At 57.0% G+C, this 19,508-nt stretch carries 18 protein-coding genes and 2 pseudogenes; 5 read left to right on the top strand and 15 right to left on the bottom strand.

Annotation, left to right across the window (positions count from 1 at the left end):
* Nucleotide 1 precedes the first annotated feature (1 nt).
* A complete protein-coding gene (gene pcaF, locus RBB32_RS07480) occupies nt 2-1,207 on the top strand; it encodes a 3-oxoadipyl-CoA thiolase (RefSeq protein WP_306152084.1) in 1,206 nt (401 codons plus the stop codon).
* Between the two features lie 198 nt (nt 1,208-1,405).
* Here pcaF and RBB32_RS07475 read toward each other — a convergent pair.
* Nucleotides 1,406-1,624: pseudogene (locus RBB32_RS07475) on the bottom strand (ATP-binding protein); the annotation flags it as partial.
* 256 nt (nt 1,625-1,880) lie between these two features.
* Between RBB32_RS07475 and RBB32_RS07470 the strand changes: the two are divergent.
* Nucleotides 1,881-2,408, top strand: a complete 528-nt coding sequence (locus RBB32_RS07470; protein WP_306152083.1) for a helix-turn-helix domain-containing protein — start codon at nt 1,881-1,883, stop codon at nt 2,406-2,408.
* A gap of 449 nt (nt 2,409-2,857) precedes the next feature.
* Entirely contained in the window at nt 2,858-3,622 is a 765-nt protein-coding gene (locus RBB32_RS07465) for a class I SAM-dependent methyltransferase (RefSeq protein ID WP_306152082.1), read from the top strand.
* A gap of 414 nt (nt 3,623-4,036) precedes the next feature.
* Here the strand turns inward: RBB32_RS07465 and RBB32_RS07460 are convergent, their stop codons facing one another.
* From RBB32_RS07460 to RBB32_RS07400, 13 genes and pseudogenes are all read right to left on the bottom strand, one after another.
* A complete protein-coding gene (locus RBB32_RS07460) occupies nt 4,037-5,788 on the bottom strand; it encodes an amidohydrolase (protein ID WP_306152081.1) in 1,752 nt (583 codons plus the stop codon).
* A gap of 52 nt (nt 5,789-5,840) precedes the next feature.
* Entirely contained in the window at nt 5,841-7,247 is a 1,407-nt protein-coding gene (locus tag RBB32_RS07455) for an amidohydrolase (protein WP_306152080.1), read from the bottom strand.
* 107 nt (nt 7,248-7,354) lie between these two features.
* On the bottom strand, nt 7,355-8,104 hold the full coding sequence (locus RBB32_RS07450; protein WP_306152079.1) for a YbaY family lipoprotein: 750 nt from the start codon (nt 8,102-8,104) through the stop codon (nt 7,355-7,357).
* 65 nt (nt 8,105-8,169) lie between these two features.
* Entirely contained in the window at nt 8,170-9,828 is a 1,659-nt protein-coding gene (locus RBB32_RS07445) for a mechanosensitive ion channel family protein (protein ID WP_306152078.1), read from the bottom strand.
* Between the two features lie 136 nt (nt 9,829-9,964).
* Nucleotides 9,965-10,477, bottom strand: coding sequence for a DUF308 domain-containing protein (locus RBB32_RS07440; protein WP_306152077.1), 513 nt, complete (start codon nt 10,475-10,477; stop codon nt 9,965-9,967).
* A gap of 118 nt (nt 10,478-10,595) precedes the next feature.
* Nucleotides 10,596-12,446, bottom strand: coding sequence for a glycerophosphodiester phosphodiesterase family protein (locus tag RBB32_RS07435; RefSeq protein ID WP_306152076.1), 1,851 nt, complete (start codon nt 12,444-12,446; stop codon nt 10,596-10,598).
* Between the two features lie 542 nt (nt 12,447-12,988).
* On the bottom strand, nt 12,989-13,843 hold the full coding sequence (locus tag RBB32_RS07430; protein WP_306152075.1) for an AraC family transcriptional regulator: 855 nt from the start codon (nt 13,841-13,843) through the stop codon (nt 12,989-12,991).
* Nucleotides 13,844-14,270: 427 nt separating this feature from the next.
* Nucleotides 14,271-14,669 (bottom strand): annotated as a pseudogene (locus RBB32_RS07425) (Fic family protein); the annotation flags it as partial.
* 139 nt (nt 14,670-14,808) lie between these two features.
* On the bottom strand, nt 14,809-15,072 hold the full coding sequence (locus RBB32_RS07420) for a WGR domain-containing protein (protein WP_306152073.1): 264 nt from the start codon (nt 15,070-15,072) through the stop codon (nt 14,809-14,811).
* A 49-nt stretch (nt 15,073-15,121) separates the two neighbouring features.
* On the bottom strand, nt 15,122-15,739 hold the full coding sequence (locus RBB32_RS07415) for an SMC-Scp complex subunit ScpB (protein ID WP_306152072.1): 618 nt from the start codon (nt 15,737-15,739) through the stop codon (nt 15,122-15,124).
* Between the two features lie 60 nt (nt 15,740-15,799).
* Nucleotides 15,800-16,093, bottom strand: a complete 294-nt coding sequence (locus RBB32_RS07410; RefSeq protein ID WP_306152071.1) for a type II toxin-antitoxin system RelE/ParE family toxin — start codon at nt 16,091-16,093, stop codon at nt 15,800-15,802.
* A complete protein-coding gene (locus RBB32_RS07405) occupies nt 16,080-16,346 on the bottom strand; it encodes a type II toxin-antitoxin system ParD family antitoxin (RefSeq protein WP_073037346.1) in 267 nt (88 codons plus the stop codon). The genes RBB32_RS07410 and RBB32_RS07405 overlap by 14 nt, the downstream gene beginning before the upstream one ends.
* 100 nt (nt 16,347-16,446) lie before the next feature.
* The gene (locus RBB32_RS07400; RefSeq protein ID WP_306152070.1) at nt 16,447-17,331 is read right to left on the bottom strand and encodes a DUF1403 family protein; all 885 of its coding nucleotides are present in this window, start codon (nt 17,329-17,331) and stop codon (nt 16,447-16,449) included.
* Between the two features lie 158 nt (nt 17,332-17,489).
* On the opposite strand from RBB32_RS07400, the gene RBB32_RS07395 reads away from it, so the two are divergent.
* A complete protein-coding gene (locus RBB32_RS07395; RefSeq protein ID WP_306152069.1) occupies nt 17,490-18,587 on the top strand; it encodes a tyrosine-type recombinase/integrase in 1,098 nt (365 codons plus the stop codon).
* 56 nt (nt 18,588-18,643) lie between these two features.
* Nucleotides 18,644-18,784, top strand: a complete 141-nt coding sequence (locus tag RBB32_RS07390; RefSeq protein WP_306152068.1) for a hypothetical protein — start codon at nt 18,644-18,646, stop codon at nt 18,782-18,784.
* Nucleotides 18,785-19,163: 379 nt separating this feature from the next.
* Here the strand turns inward: RBB32_RS07390 and RBB32_RS07385 are convergent, their stop codons facing one another.
* Complete coding sequence (locus RBB32_RS07385) at nt 19,164-19,469, bottom strand: hypothetical protein (RefSeq protein ID WP_306152067.1); 306 nt, start codon at nt 19,467-19,469, stop codon at nt 19,164-19,166.
* Nucleotides 19,470-19,508: the final 39 nt, after the last annotated feature.

The following is a 19,508-nucleotide window of genomic DNA, read 5'->3' as shown; positions in this document are numbered from 1 at the left end:
CATGACCGACGCCTTCATCTGCGACTACATCCGAACGCCCATCGGCCGGTACGGCGGTGCCTTGTCGAAGGTCCGGGCTGACGATCTGGCGGCGCATCCCCTGACCGCACTCTTGGCGCGCAACCCCGATCTGGACGCCGCCGCAATCGAGGAAGTCTGGCTCGGCTGCGCCAATCAAGCGGGCGAAGACAACCGCAATGTCGCGCGCATGGCCCTCTTGCTGGCCGGCCTTCCCGAAACCGTACCGGGCGTCACCGTCAACCGGCTCTGCGGATCGGGGCTTGAGGCCGTGGCCGCGGCGGCACGCGCCATCCGCGCGGGCGAGATGACGCTCACCCTCGCCGGTGGCGTCGAAAGCATGAGCCGCGCCCCTTTCGTCATGCCAAAGGCCGAAACGGGTTTTTCCCGCACCGCGGAAATCCACGACACGACCATCGGCTGGCGGTTCGTCAATCCAAGGATGCAGGCGGCATTCGGCACTGCCTCAATGCCCGAAACCGCCGAGAATGTCGCCGACGATCACGCCATTGCGCGCGACGCGCAGGACAGCTTCGCGCTGCGCTCGCAAGAGCGCACGGCCAAGGCCATCGCCTCGGGGCGCCTCGGCGCCGAAATCGCCCCGGTCACGGTGCCCTTGGGCCGCGGCAAGACCGCCGAGGTCGCGCAGGATGAACACCCGCGCGCCGGCACGACGCTTGAGGATCTCGCACGCCTGCGGCCCATCGTCCGCCCGGACGGAACGGTGACGGCTGGCAACGCCAGCGGCGTGAATGACGGGGCCGCAGGTTTGATCCTCGCCTCCGAGGCGGGCGCCAAGGCCCAAGGCTTACGTCCGATGGCCCGGGTGGTCGGCGCGACCTCTGCCGGGATTGCGCCGCGCGTCATGGGCTATGGACCGGTGCCGGCGGTGCAAAAGCTCTGCGCCATGACCGGCGTTGGGATCGACCAGATCGGCGTGATCGAACTCAACGAGGCCTTCGCCGCACAGGGCCTTGCGGTGCTGCGCGGTCTCGGCCTGTCCGACGATGATCCGCGCGTCAACCGCAACGGCGGGGCAATCGCGCTAGGCCATCCGCTTGGCATGTCCGGTGCCCGCATCACGGGCACCGCCGCGCTTGACCTGCAAAAGACCGGCAAGCGCTATGCCTTGGCCACGATGTGTATCGGCGTGGGGCAAGGCGCGGCGATCCTGCTTGAAAAGGTCTGAACGACAGGCGCCATGCCCGGCATAGGGGCGCGCATGAGGTCTGGGTTGTCGCAAAACTGCTGGATGCCTCAATATAGGTATGCAATGCTGACATAATACATGCAATCCAAGGAATGGTGCGATGGCTGTTGATTGTCACTGAGAACTGACCCGGTATTTTCACCGAGATTTGACCCACTCTCCGTTATGCGCCGTGGTCTATGTTTTGGTCTCCTTTGCTGTTTTCTTTGCAGTCTCTGAGCTGGCCTTGAAGCGGTAGCTGTCGTTGCCGGTTTCGAGAATGTGGCAGCGGTGGGTAAGCCGATCCAAGAGGGCCGTGGTCATCTTTGCATCCCCGAAGACCTGCGCCCATTCCGAGAAGCTGAGGTTGGTGGTGATGATCACGCTGGGGCGCTCATGGAGTTTGCTAAGTAGATGTCGCCCCGAAAATCCCGCCCGTTATCGATATGGATGGCCTGAGCACCTCCGCCCTTTCTAGGGCTTTGTCACTTGCTTCTTCGGTCAAAGTCTAAAGTTATCCAAAAAGAAAACTGTCTGACGGTTAAAGTCACCATCTCATAAATCACTTTACCATCCCAGAGTTAACACTACCAAATCGCCACTGAAATCAAACGAGAAAATCATTCGCGAGTCTCACGAATTACGTGGCCATGACAGCTGGTCATTGCCGATCGTGCGCGAGTTGATGTTCGGGCCGCGACGCTTCAGCGACATTCGTGCAAACCTGCCGGGCATCAGTGCCAAGGTGCTGACCGAATGGGGTTATGCCGTGGAGCCGGTCATGCAAGAACTGGGCCGGTGGGCCGCCGCCTCACCGTTGCACGACCCGACGCTCCCTCTTTCACCGGTTTCATTCATGCTGTCGCTGCGAACGATGCTCGATACAGAGGCGGCGCGGAATATGGAGGCGGAGGTGCTTTTTACCATCGGGACCGTGCAATTCACAGCCCGGCTTGCCAACGGTGCGATGCCCGTAATGCGTGATGATGCGAAAGACCCCGACGTGCAGTTCGAAGTCCCCGCTGCACCGCCCCTTGCTGCAGTCTTCTATGGTAGAGTGGTCCCCGAAACGGTGGGTGTGCAGATAACAGGTGCCCCGGACTGTTTACGCGTTCATTTCTCCCTTCAACTTACCACCCAAGTACGATCAAGTATAAACGCCAAACGGTTAAAAGCCGGATGTCTATATCAAGGTCCATAAAGCGCTTGGGTTTTGCCTATCTCACGTTTGCAATGATAATCTAGCGACTGGCGTTTCCTCGGTTTTCCGAAAACGGCCCTGAGCGGACCTTGAACATGGTCAACTGATGCTACATTGCGGCCCGTCGAAGCCACCGTTCACTGAGAGCGCGGATTCGAGTGCCAGCTGAACTCACAGTCTGCGAACGAAGCGGTCGTTGGGCTTCGCTCGATACTAAAGCGTTTCGCGAAAAACCTGAATCACAGATTTTCGCGAAACGCAGTGCTCCGCTCAATCGTTGCACGCGTTCCGCCTTTCGCCGATGCCTCAGGTTAAAGGCGGAACGCTTTAATTCGCGAACTCTGAATGCCCCCTCGATTGTTGGCGAGCTTGATCGGATCTGACTTGACCCATACGCCTTTAGCGCAAAGAAGATAGACCTTGCGGCGGACAACGGAGGTTTCAATAGCATGCGAAACAATCGATATGGGGCGCTCTCATCTTGGGTCTACAATCTCGATAAGCCGGTCGGCCGGTCCTTTGGTGATCTGGAGTATTACCGGGACCGTCTCACACAATGTCATGGCCCGATTCTTGAGCCCGCTGTAGGCAATGGCCGGATTTTTGTGCCACTGCTGCAGGAGGGCTTCCAGATCGAGGGCTTCGATGCCTCTGAGGAGATGCTGAATTACTGTCGGGATGAGTGCCGGGAGCGGAACCTTTCGGTGAATTTGACCCTGCAGACGTTCGAGAAATTCTCCTACGACAAGAGCTTCGCAGCTATCATCGTTCCGGCTGGATCATTTCAGCTCATCACCGATGAAATTGACGCAGCCGCCGTATTGAAGCGCTTTTATGATCACCTGGCACCCAGGGGGCGATTGATCATCGACCTCGATCCGATTGGTAGCATACTTGCTCCTCCCGGGCCCATTCGGAGTTGGACCACCGAAGGTGGTGACCTGCTGACCTTGACCGACAGCCGGATAGAGACCAACTATCTCGCGCAGACGACGCTTTCTCACAATCGCTATGACCGCTGGCACAATGGGGCGCTGATAGAGACCGAGTTGGAATTGTTCAAACTGCGTTGGTGGGGTGTCCATGAGTTCCGGCTGGCCCTCCAGGCCGCCGGTTTCATGGATGTGCAGGTGTCAGGCAATTATCAGCATGCAAGAACACCGCAGTCGGAGGATGAGATTATTACCTTCGAGGCGCAACGAATGATAGCTTAGGGTTGATTGTGTTGAAAAAGTCGGTGTCCGGCCAAGAGCGGGCAAACCGACAGAACATGACCCCGCCAGGGCGCCGTTATGCAAACACGGTTTGCCAGAGCGTGATTTGAGGGAACACTATTCCGAAATTTCGAGACGGTTTTTGGTTTGCAGAGTTTTTCAACAAAATCGGCTTGATCCAGACCTTCGCCCTCTGGAGCGAATACACAAGCAGACTGGCTGTGTAGCACCCTCGCTCTTGCAATCAATTCGCGGAGGCAAAACAACCTGACAAAACCAAGCCCCTTGGTCTTCGAACGAAAGGTTACTTAAGTGAGCATCGGAGCGGTAAGAAAGCGTGGCAAATCCACAAGTGAGCGACACGAGCAAACCTTATCTCGGCTCGTGTCGCTCCACAGTATCAAAGTAATGTTTTTACTTAGCAGTAAATATTGACTTATCGTTCTTGATGGTTTCCAGCACCTTGATGTCTCGCAAGGATGCAGGATCAACCTTCAAAGGATTTTGATCCAGCACAACAAAATCTGCCAATTTTCCTGGCTTTAGGCTACCTTTAAGGTTTTCTTGATACCCTTGATAAGCAGCCCAAATGGTAAGCGCACGCAGCGCGTCATACGCGCTAATGCGTTGATCTGGTCCGATGACATCCCCAGTACGGCTGGTTCGATTAACGGCTGCCGAAAGGATGGCCATCGCACTGGGCAGGGCAACTGGCGCATCGTGGTGTTGAGAGAACATCATGCCGCGTTGCAACGCCGACTGGGCCGGTGAAATACGATACGCACGTTCTTTACCGAGAGTGACTTCGCGGTGAAGGTCGCCCCAATAGTAGGTGTGCATGGCAAAGAAAGACGGAAAAATTTCCAGCTCTTTCATCGAATCCAACTGATCTTCCCTCACCGTCTGTGCGTGGACCATGACGGTCCGTCGGTCGGCGTCTCCCATATCGCCGCGAACCTTGCGCACCGCTTCGATTAACTGGTCGCTAGTACGGTCACCGTTGGTATGAACCAGAAGCTGCCAATCATTCTGATACGCAAGTTCTACGATGCTTTCCACTTCGCTGTTATCTTCGATTGCAGGGTAACCGGCGTAATCTGACGATTGTCCGGGAAGGGGCTTCTTGTAAGGCTCGCTCAACCATGCGGTAAAGTTCTGGATCGCTCCATCCAGGCTTAGCTTGGCACCGGCGACGCGGAACCCGTTCTCGTAATCGTGAGTAGTGCCGACCTCGCGCAGGTAATCCGCATCACCGCGAATATCGGGATAGATATCGACATCGAGGATCAACTCACCACTCTCCGCGAGGCTGCGCCAGGTTTCACTGACGGCCTTGGTGGCGCGGCCTTCCTGAGCGGTGGTAAAGCCGTGCGCGGCATAAGCATTCATACCAGCGATAGCGATCTTGGTATTGGCATCCTGGTCCAACTGCGCCATGATCGCAAACAGCGGATTGAACAGTGCCATTTCTTCCAAAACGCCATTTGGTTCCTGGCTTCCCTTTTTCCGTTGTATCACCCCCCCAAGCGGATCCTGCGTAGCGGCGGTGTAACCGACCATTTCCAAGGCTTTGTTATTCATCACGCCCAGGTGGGTCGACTGGTGCAGCAGGATGACAGGAATATCCGCGGAAATCTTGTCCAGATCATCGGCAGTGGGGTGACGGTTTTCGGCTAGCTGGGCGTCATCGTAGCCGAAGCCAACGATATAGCCCACCTTGTCAATGGAGGCCTTGTTGCTATCCGCCCAGTCCTTGGTAATCTGAATTACAGATGCGATGTCATGCGCTTCACCGTCTGGTGGCGGAAGGAGATTGGCGGCCAGCGCCTGAAACCCGGTGTTCCAGACGTGGCCATGTGCATCGATAAATCCGGGAAGCAAGGTGTGGCCCTCCAGGTCGACCTGTTTGGTCTGCGACCCGATATAAGCCTCCGCTTCGTCTTCGGTGCCTACGAAAGCAATCAAACCATCCTTGACGGCAACAGCCTGCACATATTGCGGTTCATCGCTTTCCATGGTGATGATCTCACCCCCGCGATAGATCGTATCGGCGGGTTCGGTCGCATGGGCAGGCGTTATCGCAATAACGATCGCCTGCAACGCCGAAAACGATGTCGCGATAGCCGAGAATACTTTCGAGCGCGTTCTTAAGTTCTGAGCTAGCATATTCAATGCTCCTATAAGCTGTACGTGCTGTTATTGCTGTATTGGAAAATCGTCAGTCGCTTTCACCCGATTTCGTCAAAACCGGAGACCCTTTGGCCAGAAGTTCCAGCGTTGCGACTGCTGCCACTTCCGTACCAAGAGGTATGGCTCTCAGGTCAACAACGAAATTCGGGTTGTGTGCTGAATACGGAAGCCCCTTTCCAGCCTCGACTGAGGCGCGAAATACTTCTGGATCCGCGACGCCGACGATCAGATAGTTGAATGCAACGTCTTCGTTAGGCCCCTTCAGAAGGTGCACATCTTCTGACCCGGTTGCGGGCGGCAACTGTGTGACAACTCCTTCTTCACCCACAAGCTTGGTAAGCGCCTTTGCGTGTCGCTCTGCCATTTTGTCATCATTAACTAAGGGTGTCGAATAGCCCTTCATCGTATACTCAGGCATTTGATCTTCGGGCATGCCGTAGGTTTTCGCGATTCCATCGCTAATGGATTTGATGCCTGCGATCATTTTCTCACGTACGTTTTTATCGTACCAGCGCAGGTTTACCTTGACCAAGGCACTTGCCGGGATGACGTTATTGTCAACCCCAGCCTGAATTGATCCGACTGTCAGAACGGCGGTTTGCTGTGGTTGGATCGTACGCGCCACAATGGCCTGGTATTGCGTTACGGCGTAGGCTGCCATGATGACCGGATCCTTGGTCATTTGCGGCATGGAGCCGTGACCACCCACACCTTTGAACAGTACATCAATCTGATCGGTGCCCGCCATTTTCGGGCCGGCCGAACTGAGGACTGCGCCAACAGGGCCGGGCGCTGTATGCAACCCAATCAGGTAATCAGGTGTGGGAAGGCCATAATCAGTCCATAGCCCATCGTCGACCATTGCCTGCGCACCGAGAATCAACTCTTCGGCGGGTTGTGCAATCAGGATCAACGTGCCGTCCCAGTCATCTCTCTTCTCGGCCATGATCTTGGCAAGACCCAGCATCCAAGTGACATGGGCATCGTGACCACACATATGGGCCACAGGCGACACAGAGCCATCCTCACGCTCCACGTGTACGGTGCTGGCATAGGGAAGCCCAGTCGCTTCTTCGACAGCGTTCGCGTCCATGTCTGCACGATAGGCCAGCACTGGACCTTCGCCGTTCTCCATGACACCGACCACCCCAGTGCCACCAATCCCAGTCTGAACTTCAAAGCCCAATGCTTTAAGCTCTTCGGCGATAATGCCTGCGGTACGGGTTTCCATGAAACCGAGTTCGGGATTCTGATGGAGGTCTTTGAAAATACTCTCCAGACGCGCCGCGTCGGATTGTACCGCGGATTTGATTTCTTCCACCAGTTCCGGGGCGATATGGCTTTGAGTTTCGGCCAGTGCCTTTGATCCGGCAAATTGGATGTGTCCCGCAACGATTACGGCGGTAGCCACACCTAAAAGCTTTCCAATTCTCATTTTTCATCTCCATTCAATTTTAGGTATTACAAGCCGGGCTATTCGAGTGGCTTGTGAAAGTGATGCTCGTCCCAGGCTGCATCTCAGCCCCGCAGATTCGCACGCAGTCACATTTTCTGCATTACCAACATGGCCCCTCCCTTCGCATCGAGTAGCAGAAGTTGCCGACCTGTCGGATCGACCCGCCAACTATGGACAGCCGATAACGCGGCAAAGAAACTACTTTCTTGCTCCATCGCCTCGGGCGGGCAAAGCATGTTGGTTGCGGCGATGTTGCCGAACCGCATTCGCTCTCCGTCGATGTTCGCCTTGCCCCGTATGCGGTTGCACCCACCAGTGCCCGAAACAGCACCGTCAGGGGCAATTTCCAGTATTGTTTGTACGCTTTTTGCCGGGTGCTTGCCCTGAATGCGCTTTGCCAGCCAGCGTCCGGATGGCGTAGACGTCGCTGTGCCGACGCGCTTTACGATGATATTTGTCGATGTCGCACCATCCGTAAAAACAGGGTGATGGCTGGTTGTCGAAAATATCATCTGATCCTTGACGGATATTTTCGCACGAAGCGCATAACGGTGCCTATCAGAAATTCCGTTTGTGTCGTAGTTCAACGTGTATTTCACCGGCACCTCACCTTTTGGAATGAACCGAGTTTGCGCCACAACCTTCGCAGGTGCGTCCGCCAACGAGACGTCCAGCAGCATAACTTCGACAACAGCGTCCACAGGCAGTGCCATGCGTTCGTGATAAGTAACGGTGCCATTCAATGATCGCATTTCAGCAAAACATAAGGACGGGATCATAACCAACGCGCATATCACGCCGATTGTTGTGTGGATTGTTGAAAGTGTTTTTGTCATGGCGATACTCCAATAGGTTGGACTAGTGGGGTCCAAAGTTGGTTTTCAGATCAACATCACACTCTTCATGCTGAGGGCACATCGGAAATCTCACGCCGTCCCCGCGCCTCAAGAGCCGCAGACTCCGCGCGCGCAGTGGCTTCGGAATCCAATCCGTGATCGCGTCCTAAGTAGATAGTTTGGCTTGGATAGGCGAAACCCGAGCCGCCCTCTTCGATAATTGTCCTCAGCAGAAACAACAGTTCCTCCTGAACACCGAGGAACATACCGTAGTCGGACGTCAGGACATGCGCACGCACCTCAATGTCGATGGAAGATGGCCCAAAAGCCAACAGGCGTACTCGTGGCATACCCGGAACTTCTTCGACCATCTCATGCGCAGCAAAGCGCCGCGCAATGGTGGCGAGTATCCATTCCAGTTGCAGTTGCGTGGTTTCATACCGCAGCCCGACGCTCTGTATAAGAAGGCATTTATCACGCGCCGAGTAGTTGACGATATGCATCTTCGCGAGGTCGGCATTGGGTACCGTGGTTAGCGTCCCATCGAGGCCCCTGATCCTCGATGATCTTGGGCCGATCAATTCCACCGTGCCCGTACTTGTGCCATACTGGATGAAATCCCCGATGCGGAACGGTCTGTCCGCAAATATCGAAATCCCGCCGAGTACGTTTTCCACCGTCGACTGGGCGGCAAGCGCCAATGCCACACCACCGACACCGAGACCAGCAAGCAACCCGAAGGCAGGCACTCCGATCCGGTCCGCTCCGATGACAAGAATTGCACAGGCGGCGGCGATCCCGCCTACATGGCTTACAAGATGTAGCAGATGGGTGTCATATCGGCGATCAGGGATGAACGGCAATGCGATGATCAGTTCGGCCACGAGGCGCGTCGCTAGAAACGCGATCAACGCAAAGGCAATATACAGCGCGATGGTCGTCAAGATGATCTCGATGTTCGCGAACAACCCGGCAAGGCTGCTTTGATAGATTGCGAAAAGGTGGGCCAGCCAGACGAGAAATGCGAACATCATGGGAACACTGATCTGGCGGACAAGACGTGCGACCGCTGTACGGCTTTCGTCTTGACCGCGCCGGATGAACAAAGCCCATCCGCAGGCCAATGCGCCGATCAACGCCCAGATCAGTACCGTAAGAAGGGCTTTCCAGACTTGCGTTCCCAGGAAGGGGCTCTTCAACACCGCCGGAAGGTTCTCGGCCAGCTCATTGGGGATCATCGGCCCGGTAAACGCCATGACAACCCTAGTCCAGTTTGGGTAGGCCGTCGGTTGTGTCGGCGGGTAGTCGATGATGCGGGCGTGAAATTCGGGTAGCCGCGCCACGGTACTCGCAGAAAAAAGATACGTTGGCGGTTCTCTTGTGCCTTCGGCACGCGCGATTTGGATTTCGGTGTCGGGTATGGCCCAGACATCCGGCAGGTCTTCGGTCTCTCCGGGTATCTCGGACGGGTCGAGTTTTGGAAGCCGCACCAGCACATCGAACAATTGCGCCACTCGCAAGACAGCGACTTCATTGCGCTGCGCCACTGGGATCTGGCTCAGGTCGAGGCTCTGCGCCGTCCTCCCGAGGCGCTCGAGCACGGCGGCAGCCCCCGTCGCCGATTGATCGGAGCGGTAAGCCAGATAGCTTACCTCGACCTGCCTGGCTTTGCTCAGGAAGGACATGTACGTCGCCTGCGGACTGGAAAGGTCGAGCGGGGCCAAGGGGTGTTGCTCAGCGGGTTGTGCAACCACATTACCGCACAAGAAACAGAGCAGGAAAAGCAGCAGTCTTCGCACATCTATGCCCTTTGGAATCGGGTTTGCGAACGCAGCGTCGCGGTATCGGGCATGTGACGCGTCATGCGGTGGCCTTCGGATCTTTCCTGCACAGCGCCAGTATCAACAACGCGACCCCATCGACCAACAGTTCAAACGACAGGATAAAGCCCAGTCGCATCTCAACGGAAGCGAACACCAAAAGGCCCAGCACCACGGAAACAAATCCCAGGGCGATCAGTGTGTAAGAGAACGAGCCGTTCTCTAATATCCGCGAAAGCCAAAGCTTCGCCGCGCCAGAAACAAGAAGAAGCGTCCCCAGAATGAAACTCAGCAACGAGCCATTCCCGAACGCGCCGAACAAAAGGGAAAGTCCCAAAAAAAGCCCCGCGACGGCAAAGATCGCAGCTCCAACTCTTTCCTTCATGTTCTCCGGGTGCAGCGCTGTGCGTCCTTGCAAGAGCCCCATGATAACCAGTGCAAAACCTGCAATCGTGGTAGAAGCTATCTGGGCCGTGATCGGATTGAGTAATCCCAGTAAACCACCGACCAGCGCAACGATGCCTGCCCCTGCTTGCGATACTCGCGTTTTCATTCCGGGTCCTCCATTTGGCTTTCTTGCTCAACCTTCATTGGCCAGGTCACGCGTTCCCCCATGCCGTTTCCTTACCGTACATCCTGTGTCGATTTTGGCTGAAATCTCTTATGCGACATTAAGCATCCTTCTCGTCTGCAATCAGATTGAGACTATCAAGTCGGAACCGGTCACAGAGCCAAAGAACTAGCCTTTCTCCACTGCTCAACGCTTTTCTTTCCTTGATCACGTGCCGCGCCAGTGCGGGGTTGTTCGTAATCAGGCCGTCAACACCCATCGAGATCATGCGCGACATGGTAAGCGAATTGTCGACCGTCCAGACATAGATCTTTTTCTCCGCAGCATGCGCTTGGCGTATAAGCCGAAGCGACACCTGCCCGGTGTTCACAGCCACAAAATCGCTTTTGATGCGCGATAGGTTTCCGATAGCACGCGCCGCAAGAACACCAGCGGGCCAGTCGGGCCGGATCTGCTTCATCTTGCGTATACCTTCGTGCTTGAGCGACATAGTCATGACGTCCTGGTCCATGCCCGTGCTTTCGACGGTTTGCGCAACGCGCTCTTCCAGCGAGACATCACGCCCATAGTATTTCAGCTCGATCAGAACCCTGCCGCGCCCCTGCGCCAGTTCCAGAACCTCTTTCAGGGTCGGGGTTCGTTGATCCGAGTATTTCGGATCAAACCAACTGCCGATATCAATCTCTCTGAGGTCATTCAGGGTAATATCTGAAATCTTTGTACTCACATTCCCCAATTTCATCAGGTCACTATCGTGGGCCACCACCACTACGCCATCCACGGTTTCCTGCACGTCGATCTCGACCCAGTCCGCGCCGTCCTTCAGCGCTTTGTCCACTGCGACAAGCGTGTTCTCAGGGCGCAGGGCCGCAGCACCCCGGTGGGCGATGACCTCGACTGTGCTGGGGTACGCAACGCTCGCCAGTATTTCTTGGAGAAGGGCCACGGATGCAATTGCAAACGCCACCATGACCACCAGAATGGCACCCAGACCGCGATGACGATCAAGTGCCGCGCTTTGCCTCTCGGGCTTGGCTACCGGAGGGTTTTCGCCATTTTTCAAACGGTAAAACTGCATCAGCAAGAAGGCCAACGCGCCATTGGCCACACCGGAGGCAACTGCATTCGCGAAGCCCCATAGCGCCAATGCGAGCAGCGTGACAATCACCACCCCGCGCAAATCGGGCAAGACCGCATCTTGCACCTGTTGCGTCAACAGCCCCATGACCATCGCAACCGCCGAGAGCAGGAGGAAACGCACCACGGCCCAGCCAACGACACGGGTAAAGATACGCATCCGGTCGTTGGCGATCAGCGCGGCACTCTGCGCGAAACACTTCCGCGGCGGCGTGTGCTCGAACAGCAGCAGGTGCAGCGCCAGAGCCCAGCCCGATAGCATCCATGCCAAAACGAGAGCCAACACGAGGACAATGCCTGCACCTACGACGACGGCAATCACGAATTCCGATGGCCAATAAGTGAGGTAGTAGTTGATGTCATACTCGCCGATCAACAAGATCAGCATCAGGCCCAAAACCAAGACGAATGGCGCAGTGATCGCCAGAATGCGCACCAGAAGCAGAATGCCAAAAACAAACAACCGCACCAATCGCGTTGCAAGATACGGGATGTTCATTCGAAAAATTTGCTCAATCGTCGGCCAGCCTTGCTGCACCATGATGCTCATCAGAGCGAGGTCCAGTACAACAGCCACAAAGAGGAAACCTGCTACGCCCAAGAGGGCCGCGAAGCCTATGGGACTCAGAATAAACTTGGCGATGTCCTGATCGGTCATTGCAGGTGTTCCGGTCCAAAGCAATGCCAAGCTAAGCACAAACCCTACCGCTGGAACCAGCATCACCAAAATGACGGCCCGCATGAACACATGTGCCAAGAGCAATGACCAGCAATGGCGAAGCGCCACTCGGAATGCTGTGACTAAATTACTCAACACTGCCTCCTACGGACCAGTTGTCCCCGGCAACGGCTCAATACACTGATGTATCGCCGAGGTTCTCCGTCAACCTCCTCTTCGCCGCACAGAAACCGCCCCGGTGTTGCTCTCTAAAGTTGTAATTTCGAACGTCCGATTCGTATGAAACTCAAAGGCTTTTCCGTCGCCATTTCCTCTCGAAGAAGGTTGTTTAACTAGCTTAACCAGCTTTAAATACTTAACTCAAATGCTACACAAAATACAACCAAAACGGGTAATCTTTAGCCATACCTACAATTCAAAACAACGATAGGCGTCACTTACCATTTTCGAGAGGAAGATCGCGACATTGTCGCAAATCGCACGACAATGCGAAAGCAAGCTATCCAAAACCCGCAAGTTTTTATTTAATTTCCCCAATCGCTTTGTGTGAGGCGATCGCATTTCCTCCCTCGCTGCCGATCTGTTTATAGGGCTGATATCAGTAGCGGAGCCGCCCTTCTGCGAAAGGCAGATGAATTGTCTTGCCGGAATTAGAAAGGATATCAGCCCGGTGCCGCCTACCAAATGCCCCGTTTAAGCGTTGCAATCGGCAATTCGCCATAAACTGATCGATAGAAACCCGAAAATCGACCGAGATGGAAAAAGCCGTGTTGCATCGCGACTTGGGTAACAGTCGTTTCGGGGCCAGCTTGCAACAGATTTTCCCTAGCAAACGCTAGGCTCCGCCGTTTCAGATACTGAAGCGCTGTCATCCCGCTACGGTTTCGGATGATGGATTCTGCCGTACGCAGTGCAATGCCGGCTTCTTCGCACAATTTCTGCAACCCGATTGGCTCGTCCCGATGCTCTTCTATCAGTCGATCTATCCGGGCCATGTGCGCCGTCTGTCGCTGGTGGGCAAGGTGATCCCGTTTAACCTGACTGTCGACAAGAACCTCCAGAAGCGAGGCGACTACGTTATCCCGGACGCTTCTGATTCCGGTTTTTCCGACAGAATTTAGGGCAGCAATGGAATGTTGCTGAGGGATTCTGCTAGCGCTTAAATACGCGCTTCGCAAAGCTTCCAGGCGCTCTCGATCCGGTGGTACGAATGAGGCTGGGCAATGGAAAATTTTAGGAAACTCATGGCCATAGAGCATATCAGCCGCTCTTCGCAGGGCCTCTTGCCTAACCACAATGCAGCCGATTTCCGTTATTCCTTGAGTTCGCATAAACGGCGATTGTCCCGGCTCGCGAGAAATAACAAGCTCATCATCGAAGCTGCGTCCATCAATTACGATGTTCCGCGCGCTAAGGACCGGAAAAAGAAACGTTGTGGATGGATTATCACCACCCGTAAATTCTGATCGCAACGACACCGATTGCGACAGTGAGACACCGCGCACGGCGATACCATCCGTCAGGCTGGTCACGCGGAGTGTGGACGCGAACTCTCGGCCATCGTCTAGAGTCAGGCCAAAACGCCCTCCAGGGATCGCTTGGGCAAAGTGCCCGGCATCGTTAAACGTCCGGAAGCAAGAGTTGGATAGGGCATAAGGATCTTGTTCGCACAGGTCCGACGTGCTATTCACGTCTTCTCTTGTCGGGATGGATGTACTATTTCCCTGCGGAATGTCATTATGAGGCACACGTTCCTCCCTCAATCGTCCATCTAGATACATGATAGCGATAAAGGAGGCACAATCTCAAAGGAAATACGGCGTCCGAAACTACTGGTGGACCTGTCACGGTTTGATGCCGCTCCGGTTGCTCACTTAAGCGACCTTTCGTTCGAAGGTCAAAAGCCACCTCGCACACGCGACGAAGGTCGACTGTCCGCCCCTCTCCACCAACAATGCACTACCCGCCGAAGTCTTCAAGATTCAGCCAATAACACATGTGTCGGCGTTCGCCTGTGCGCGTCAGGGCTCCAATCTCGACAAGTTCTTTTAGACCCCTCGTAGCGGTCGCGCGCGATGTCCCGGTGATCGAAATATAGTTCTCGGCACTCAAGCCATCCTTGAACCCATCTGGCCCTTCGCGGAACATCCGCAGGGCCGACTTGGCCTGCCGTTTGTTCAGTTGATCGCGGTGCCAGTCATAGAAATGTGCCTTGGCAATGAAAAAGCCCACGCGGTTCAGGGTGACCTGCTGCGCTTCCAGAACGGCCTCTACGAACCATACCAACCACGGCGTGACATCCAGTGTCTTCTGGTGTCGCTCAAGCTGATCGTAATAGTCCTTTCGCTTTCGCTCGATGGCACTGGTCTTCATGGCTTCATCGCTCAGCAAGACGCGCGGCTCAAGCGGTGCGAGTGCGGCCTCGTCATACCGGAATTCCGGCCAACCGGATATCTGCCAGTTCCATGCCCTGAGGTATAGAAATCAAATCTATACCTCACAGCTCCTCGGCGTCGCTCAGGCAAAGATACCCCTTTGCCACCTTGCTGCGCACAAGTTTCTTGCAGGCTTTGACAGCGTCGCCTTCCGTTGCATAGGTGACCATCATGCTGCGGCCCCGTGTGCCGATGCGCCCCCAACTCCGGATGACCGATTGTTCTCCGAACAGGGTGGGCTGCACAGACAGCCGATAGAACCGCGCCATGTTCTGGGCCGGATCGATGCGTTCGAGATCGACAGGGTCGTGTGCGCCGCGTTGCATGGCCAGAGTCTCGCCTGTCGGGCCTCATCTGTCCAATGACAAATCTGAATCAATCCACCCTGACCGATTCAGCTTTGTGATGATCCAGCCCCGCCTCCTCCAGCCCCTCGCGATCGGGCAGGTCCTGCAGGCTCTCCAACCCGAACGCCACAAGGAACCGCTCGGTCGTCACGAAGGTATAGGGCGCCCCGCGCCGCGGCGACCGGGGGCCGGTCCCGATCAGACCGTGGGCATGCAGGCGTCCGATGAGATCACGGCTGATCTCCTTGCCGAAGATGTCCTTGAGCCCGTCACGGGTAATCGGCTGGTGATAGGCGATGGCAGCCAGCACCGCGACGTCGTACTCGCGAAGATCGAGATCCTGGTCGCCCACATCGGCGGCCGCCCGGATCGCCGCCGCATAGGCCGGCCGGGTGCGCAGCATCCAGCCACCGGCGACTTGCGCGACTTCAAAGGCCCGCCCCTCCAGATCGGCGGCAAGGTCCTCGATCAGCAAGTCAACCGAGGCCCCCTGCCCCACCACCCGCGCCAGGTCTTCGCGCGGCACCGGCGAGGCCGACGCAAACAGCACCGCCTCGATCCGCCGCATCCATTCGCGCCAGCGCAACTCCGGCGGCAGGTCGGGCAACTCGCGGTCAAGATCGGCGTCGGGTCGGTCTATGGCCATCTCAGGCTCCAGGACAGCGGATCATGCCCAGCCTCCTCCGCAATGGGCACATACCCCCGGTCACCCAAGATGCCGCCCGGGGTCCATATGCCCGTGCAGAACCCGCAGGACACGAATACCGCCCGCAATCTGCCGATAGTAAACAGCGTGAGAGACGCTCTCATAGCGCCGCACCCCTTCGCTCACATATCCATAATCCGAGCCGAAACTCGGGTTTTCCGCCACGGTTTCGATCCGGCCATGAAGAACCTCGTTATACTGTTCGGCCTGATGCAGGCCAAACTCTTCGATACCATACAGGTAGATGTCGATCAGGTCGCGCTCGGCATCACGGGAAATTTCAATCCTCGCCACGTAGCAGGCCCTTTTGCCGCGCTTCCTCGCGTGCGGCGGCCATGATGTCGCTCAAGCCACGCGTGCTGACGCCCCCGGCCTCGGCCCGCTCCAGCATGTTGCGCAGATCATCAAACGCCGCCTCCCGGCGTTCCTGATCGCGCCGCACCAGATCGCGGAAATACTCGCTCACATTGCCATAACGGCCTGCGCTGACCTGCGCCTCGACCCAATCGTTCATCTGATCGGGCATCGAAATCGTCAGTCTGGACATGATATGCCTCCGCCTTGATTGTCATACCTGTTCATATCTAATCATACTATTTGAACATCCAACCCACAACCGCCCGCTATCACCGATCCACTCGTCATCCCTACACCCCATACAGCCGGAAGGCGTCGCGCCCGGTCAGCTCGCGCACCGCGCCCAGATCGACCAGCCGGTCACAGAGCCGCCGCGCGGCGCGATCCGACAAGGGCAAGGCCGAGGGCGCCACGGCATCGCGGGTCAGGAACATCTCGACCGCGTCGCCGGCCCCCTTGGCCCGCAGTTTCGGAGCAACCGCTTTCAGATGCGCCGCCCGACGCGCGAGATCGGCAGCAAGGCGCACGGCCTCGACCACCGACGAGGTGAGCGCGCGATGACAGGCCAGCCGCAAGTCTTCCCCCCGCTTGCGCAGGTCGGCGCGTTTCAGGCCCGGGGCCAGCAGCGGCACGAGATGATCCCAACCGAGGGCTTGGGCAAGGGCCGCATCCGCAAGGATTAGCCCCGGAACGTCGGCCCGCGGCGCCTCGCCCAGCACTGCGTCTAACACCAATGCGGCACGCCTGACCGGTGCCCCCTGCCCCGCGTCCAGCCATGCGGCGATCTGGCCCGGCCCGAGGGTCGGTAAGGCTCGGCCCAGGGCCTTGATCGACACCGGCCGCTCCACCGCGCGCCGCCAGGCCAGGTAGACCTCGCCCGCCGGGCCGGGCAGACCGCCGGGGCGCAGAAGGTGCACTGCATCACGCAGCTCCCCTGCCCTCTCGGGACGCCCCGAAAACGCGACACAGGCCTCGGCCGCGCGCAGGGCCAGCCGCGCCCGCAACAAGGCCTTGGGCACCTCCTCGCGTGCCAACACAAGATGCAGGTGGTTCAATGCCGCGCCCGACAAAAACGCCACATATTCAGGGGTTTCCGAACGTCCGGAGGTGACCCAGGCGGGCATCCGGGGTAACGTATCAAGGTCGCTGATGTGATCCGGTCGGGCAAATGTCATGCCTCCGACGCTACCCCGCCACGGCGCTTTTTGCCAGATATTTCCACACAAACCGCCGCACTTTGCGTTTCACAGCTATGTCCAATAAGTTTGCATTATCGGACATATAAAGATATGCTGCGGAACAATCTCAGAAATACCGCTTTTTCGAGGGAAAGATGTCGTCAGACAACGAGAAACCAACCTCAACGACCTCCAACACGTTTGACGTTTCTCCCCTCGACGAGAGAGACCAAGAAGAATGCGATGGCATCGCCCTGCCCTCCCATGTCGCGGGGTCCGGCACGCTCGACCGGTTGGTGGACACCGCTCGGGGTTATGCCAAGGCTTCGACGGCCCAGAACACGAACAAGGCCTACGCGGCCGACTGGAAGCACTTTGCGCGTTGGTGCAGGCTCAAGGGAACCGATCCTCTGCCTCCGTCGCCAGAAATGATCGGGCTCTACCTAACCGACTTAGCCGCGCCAGCCAACGACGCCCCTGCCCTAACCGTCTCAACCACCGACCGCCGACTCTCCGGTCTCGCTTGGAACTACGCGCAGCGCGGCTTCACCCTCGACCGCAAGAACCGCCACATCGCCACGGTCCTCGCGGGGATCAAACGCAAGCACGCACGCCCACCGGTTCAGAAAGAAGCGATCCTGCCGGAGGATATCCTCGCGATGGTGGCCACCCTCCCCTTCGATCTACGCGGGCTCAGGGACAGGGCGATCTTGCTCTTGGGCTACGCTGGCGGTCTCAGGCGCTCCGAGATCGTCAGCCTGGATGTCGGCAAGGATGATACTCCCGACAGTGGCGGTTGGATCGAGATCCTCGAGGATGGCGTGATATTGACATTGAACGCCAAAACCGGCTGGCGCGAGGTCGAGATTGGGCGCGGCTCATCCGAGCAGACCTGCCCGGTCCATGCGCTCGAACAATGGCTGAACTTCGCGAAGATCGACTTCGGGCCAGTGTTCGTTCGAACGTCGCGTGACGGTAAGAAAGCGCTCGAATCCCGCCTTTCCGACAAACACGTCGCCCGCCTGATCAAGACCACCGTCCTGAAATCCGGCATCCGGTCAGACCTCCCCGAGAAAGACCGCCTCGCCCTATTTTCGGGCCACAGCTTGCGCGCCGGCCTCGCCAGTTCGGCCGAGGTCGACGAACGCTACGTCCAGAAGCAGCTTGGCCACGCCTCCGCGGAAATGACCCGTCGCTACCAACGCCGCCGTGACCGGTTCCGCGTGAACCTCACCAAGGCTGCAGGATTGTGATATGTCCTCCTCAACGCCGTCAGCGCCGCGACATGGCGAGGAAGGTCGCTGCGGGCATGCAGGATATCAAAGATGATCACTTCATCCGACCGATCCATAAAGACCAGAAAATGCGCCTCTGCCCTCGTGAACCGCAGGTCTGCAGCATCATCGACCAGAACCGCACAGCTTCTGCTATGCCCGCCTCTCCAGGATGATCTGGCAGAGCACGAGCAGCTCCGCTTCGTAAAGATCGGCCATCTGGCGACCTTGATCACGCTTACCTCCACGATTCCTCAGCTTCTAAGCGATTGCAGGGTACAGGTTTGTTCAGCAGCTTCGACCCTGCTTGCCACAACCCGATCCGCCCGTACGACGTTGTCACGTTACACTGACGAGAAAGGCACAAGGCTAAAAGTTGACAGCTGTCAACATGTAGGCCGCTGACAGGAAAAGCCTCGGTTGACAGCTGTCAACTTTTGGCCTGCCACCAGCCTTCGAACCACCAGTTAAGGGAAAGTAAAAGCACCACCCCGACTGCGGCCGAATTCGTCGGGCTACCCAGCCCAAGATAGATTGAGCCGATCACCCCGACGATCAAAAGACCAATCGGAAGCAGCGCGCCGCTATTACGAAACCGCTCACCGAGGGCGGAAACAACAACCCCAAGGTGTCCGACCCGGCGATCGCGCCGAGAGTCAGCTTTTCGTCATACCCGCGCGCCTTCAACTCGGGCAGGGTGCTTTGCACACAGTCGCACAGATCGCCGCAGATGACCCCGAAGCAGCGACAAAAATGGCCGAGGCGAGTATGACCAAGCCCACCTGGCAAGTTTGTCAGCCATGGGGCAAGGCCCGAAAAGAGATCACGCGACACGCGCGACCAAAACAAGATTTCAGCCATCCAGATAAAATAGGGCAGGGCGGTCAAAGACCATTCCGC

The organism is Roseovarius sp. MMSF_3281 (assembly GCF_030733685.1).
GTDB lineage: Bacteria > Pseudomonadota > Alphaproteobacteria > Rhodobacterales > Rhodobacteraceae > Roseovarius.
The sequence above is the reverse complement of the archived record's forward strand: the minus strand, read 5'-3'. Positions and strand labels throughout refer to the sequence as shown.

What these genes read in the sequence shown, in the direction of transcription:
- pcaF (WP_306152084.1), top strand. Translation starts at nt 2, where the DNA reads ATGACCGACGCCTTCATCTGCGACTACATCCGAACGCCCATCGGCCGG.
- RBB32_RS07465 (WP_306152082.1), top strand. Translation starts at nt 2,858, where the DNA reads ATGCGAAACAATCGATATGGGGCGCTCTCATCTTGGGTCTACAATCTC.
- RBB32_RS07460 (WP_306152081.1), bottom strand. Translation starts at nt 5,788, where the DNA reads ATGCTAGCTCAGAACTTAAGAACGCGCTCGAAAGTATTCTCGGCTATC.
- RBB32_RS07455 (WP_306152080.1), bottom strand. Translation starts at nt 7,247, where the DNA reads ATGAGAATTGGAAAGCTTTTAGGTGTGGCTACCGCCGTAATCGTTGCG.
- RBB32_RS07450 (WP_306152079.1), bottom strand. Translation starts at nt 8,104, where the DNA reads ATGACAAAAACACTTTCAACAATCCACACAACAATCGGCGTGATATGC.
- RBB32_RS07440 (WP_306152077.1), bottom strand. Translation starts at nt 10,477, where the DNA reads ATGAAAACGCGAGTATCGCAAGCAGGGGCAGGCATCGTTGCGCTGGTC.
- RBB32_RS07420 (WP_306152073.1), bottom strand. Translation starts at nt 15,072, where the DNA reads ATGCAACGCGGCGCACACGACCCTGTCGATCTCGAACGCATCGATCCG.
- RBB32_RS07415 (WP_306152072.1), bottom strand. Translation starts at nt 15,739, where the DNA reads ATGGCCATAGACCGACCCGACGCCGATCTTGACCGCGAGTTGCCCGAC.
- RBB32_RS07405 (WP_073037346.1), bottom strand. Translation starts at nt 16,346, where the DNA reads ATGTCCAGACTGACGATTTCGATGCCCGATCAGATGAACGATTGGGTC.
- RBB32_RS07400 (WP_306152070.1), bottom strand. Translation starts at nt 17,331, where the DNA reads ATGACATTTGCCCGACCGGATCACATCAGCGACCTTGATACGTTACCC.
- RBB32_RS07395 (WP_306152069.1), top strand. Translation starts at nt 17,490, where the DNA reads ATGTCGTCAGACAACGAGAAACCAACCTCAACGACCTCCAACACGTTT.
- RBB32_RS07390 (WP_306152068.1), top strand. Translation starts at nt 18,644, where the DNA reads ATGCAGGATATCAAAGATGATCACTTCATCCGACCGATCCATAAAGAC.
- RBB32_RS07385 (WP_306152067.1), bottom strand. Translation starts at nt 19,469, where the DNA reads ATGGCTGAAATCTTGTTTTGGTCGCGCGTGTCGCGTGATCTCTTTTCG.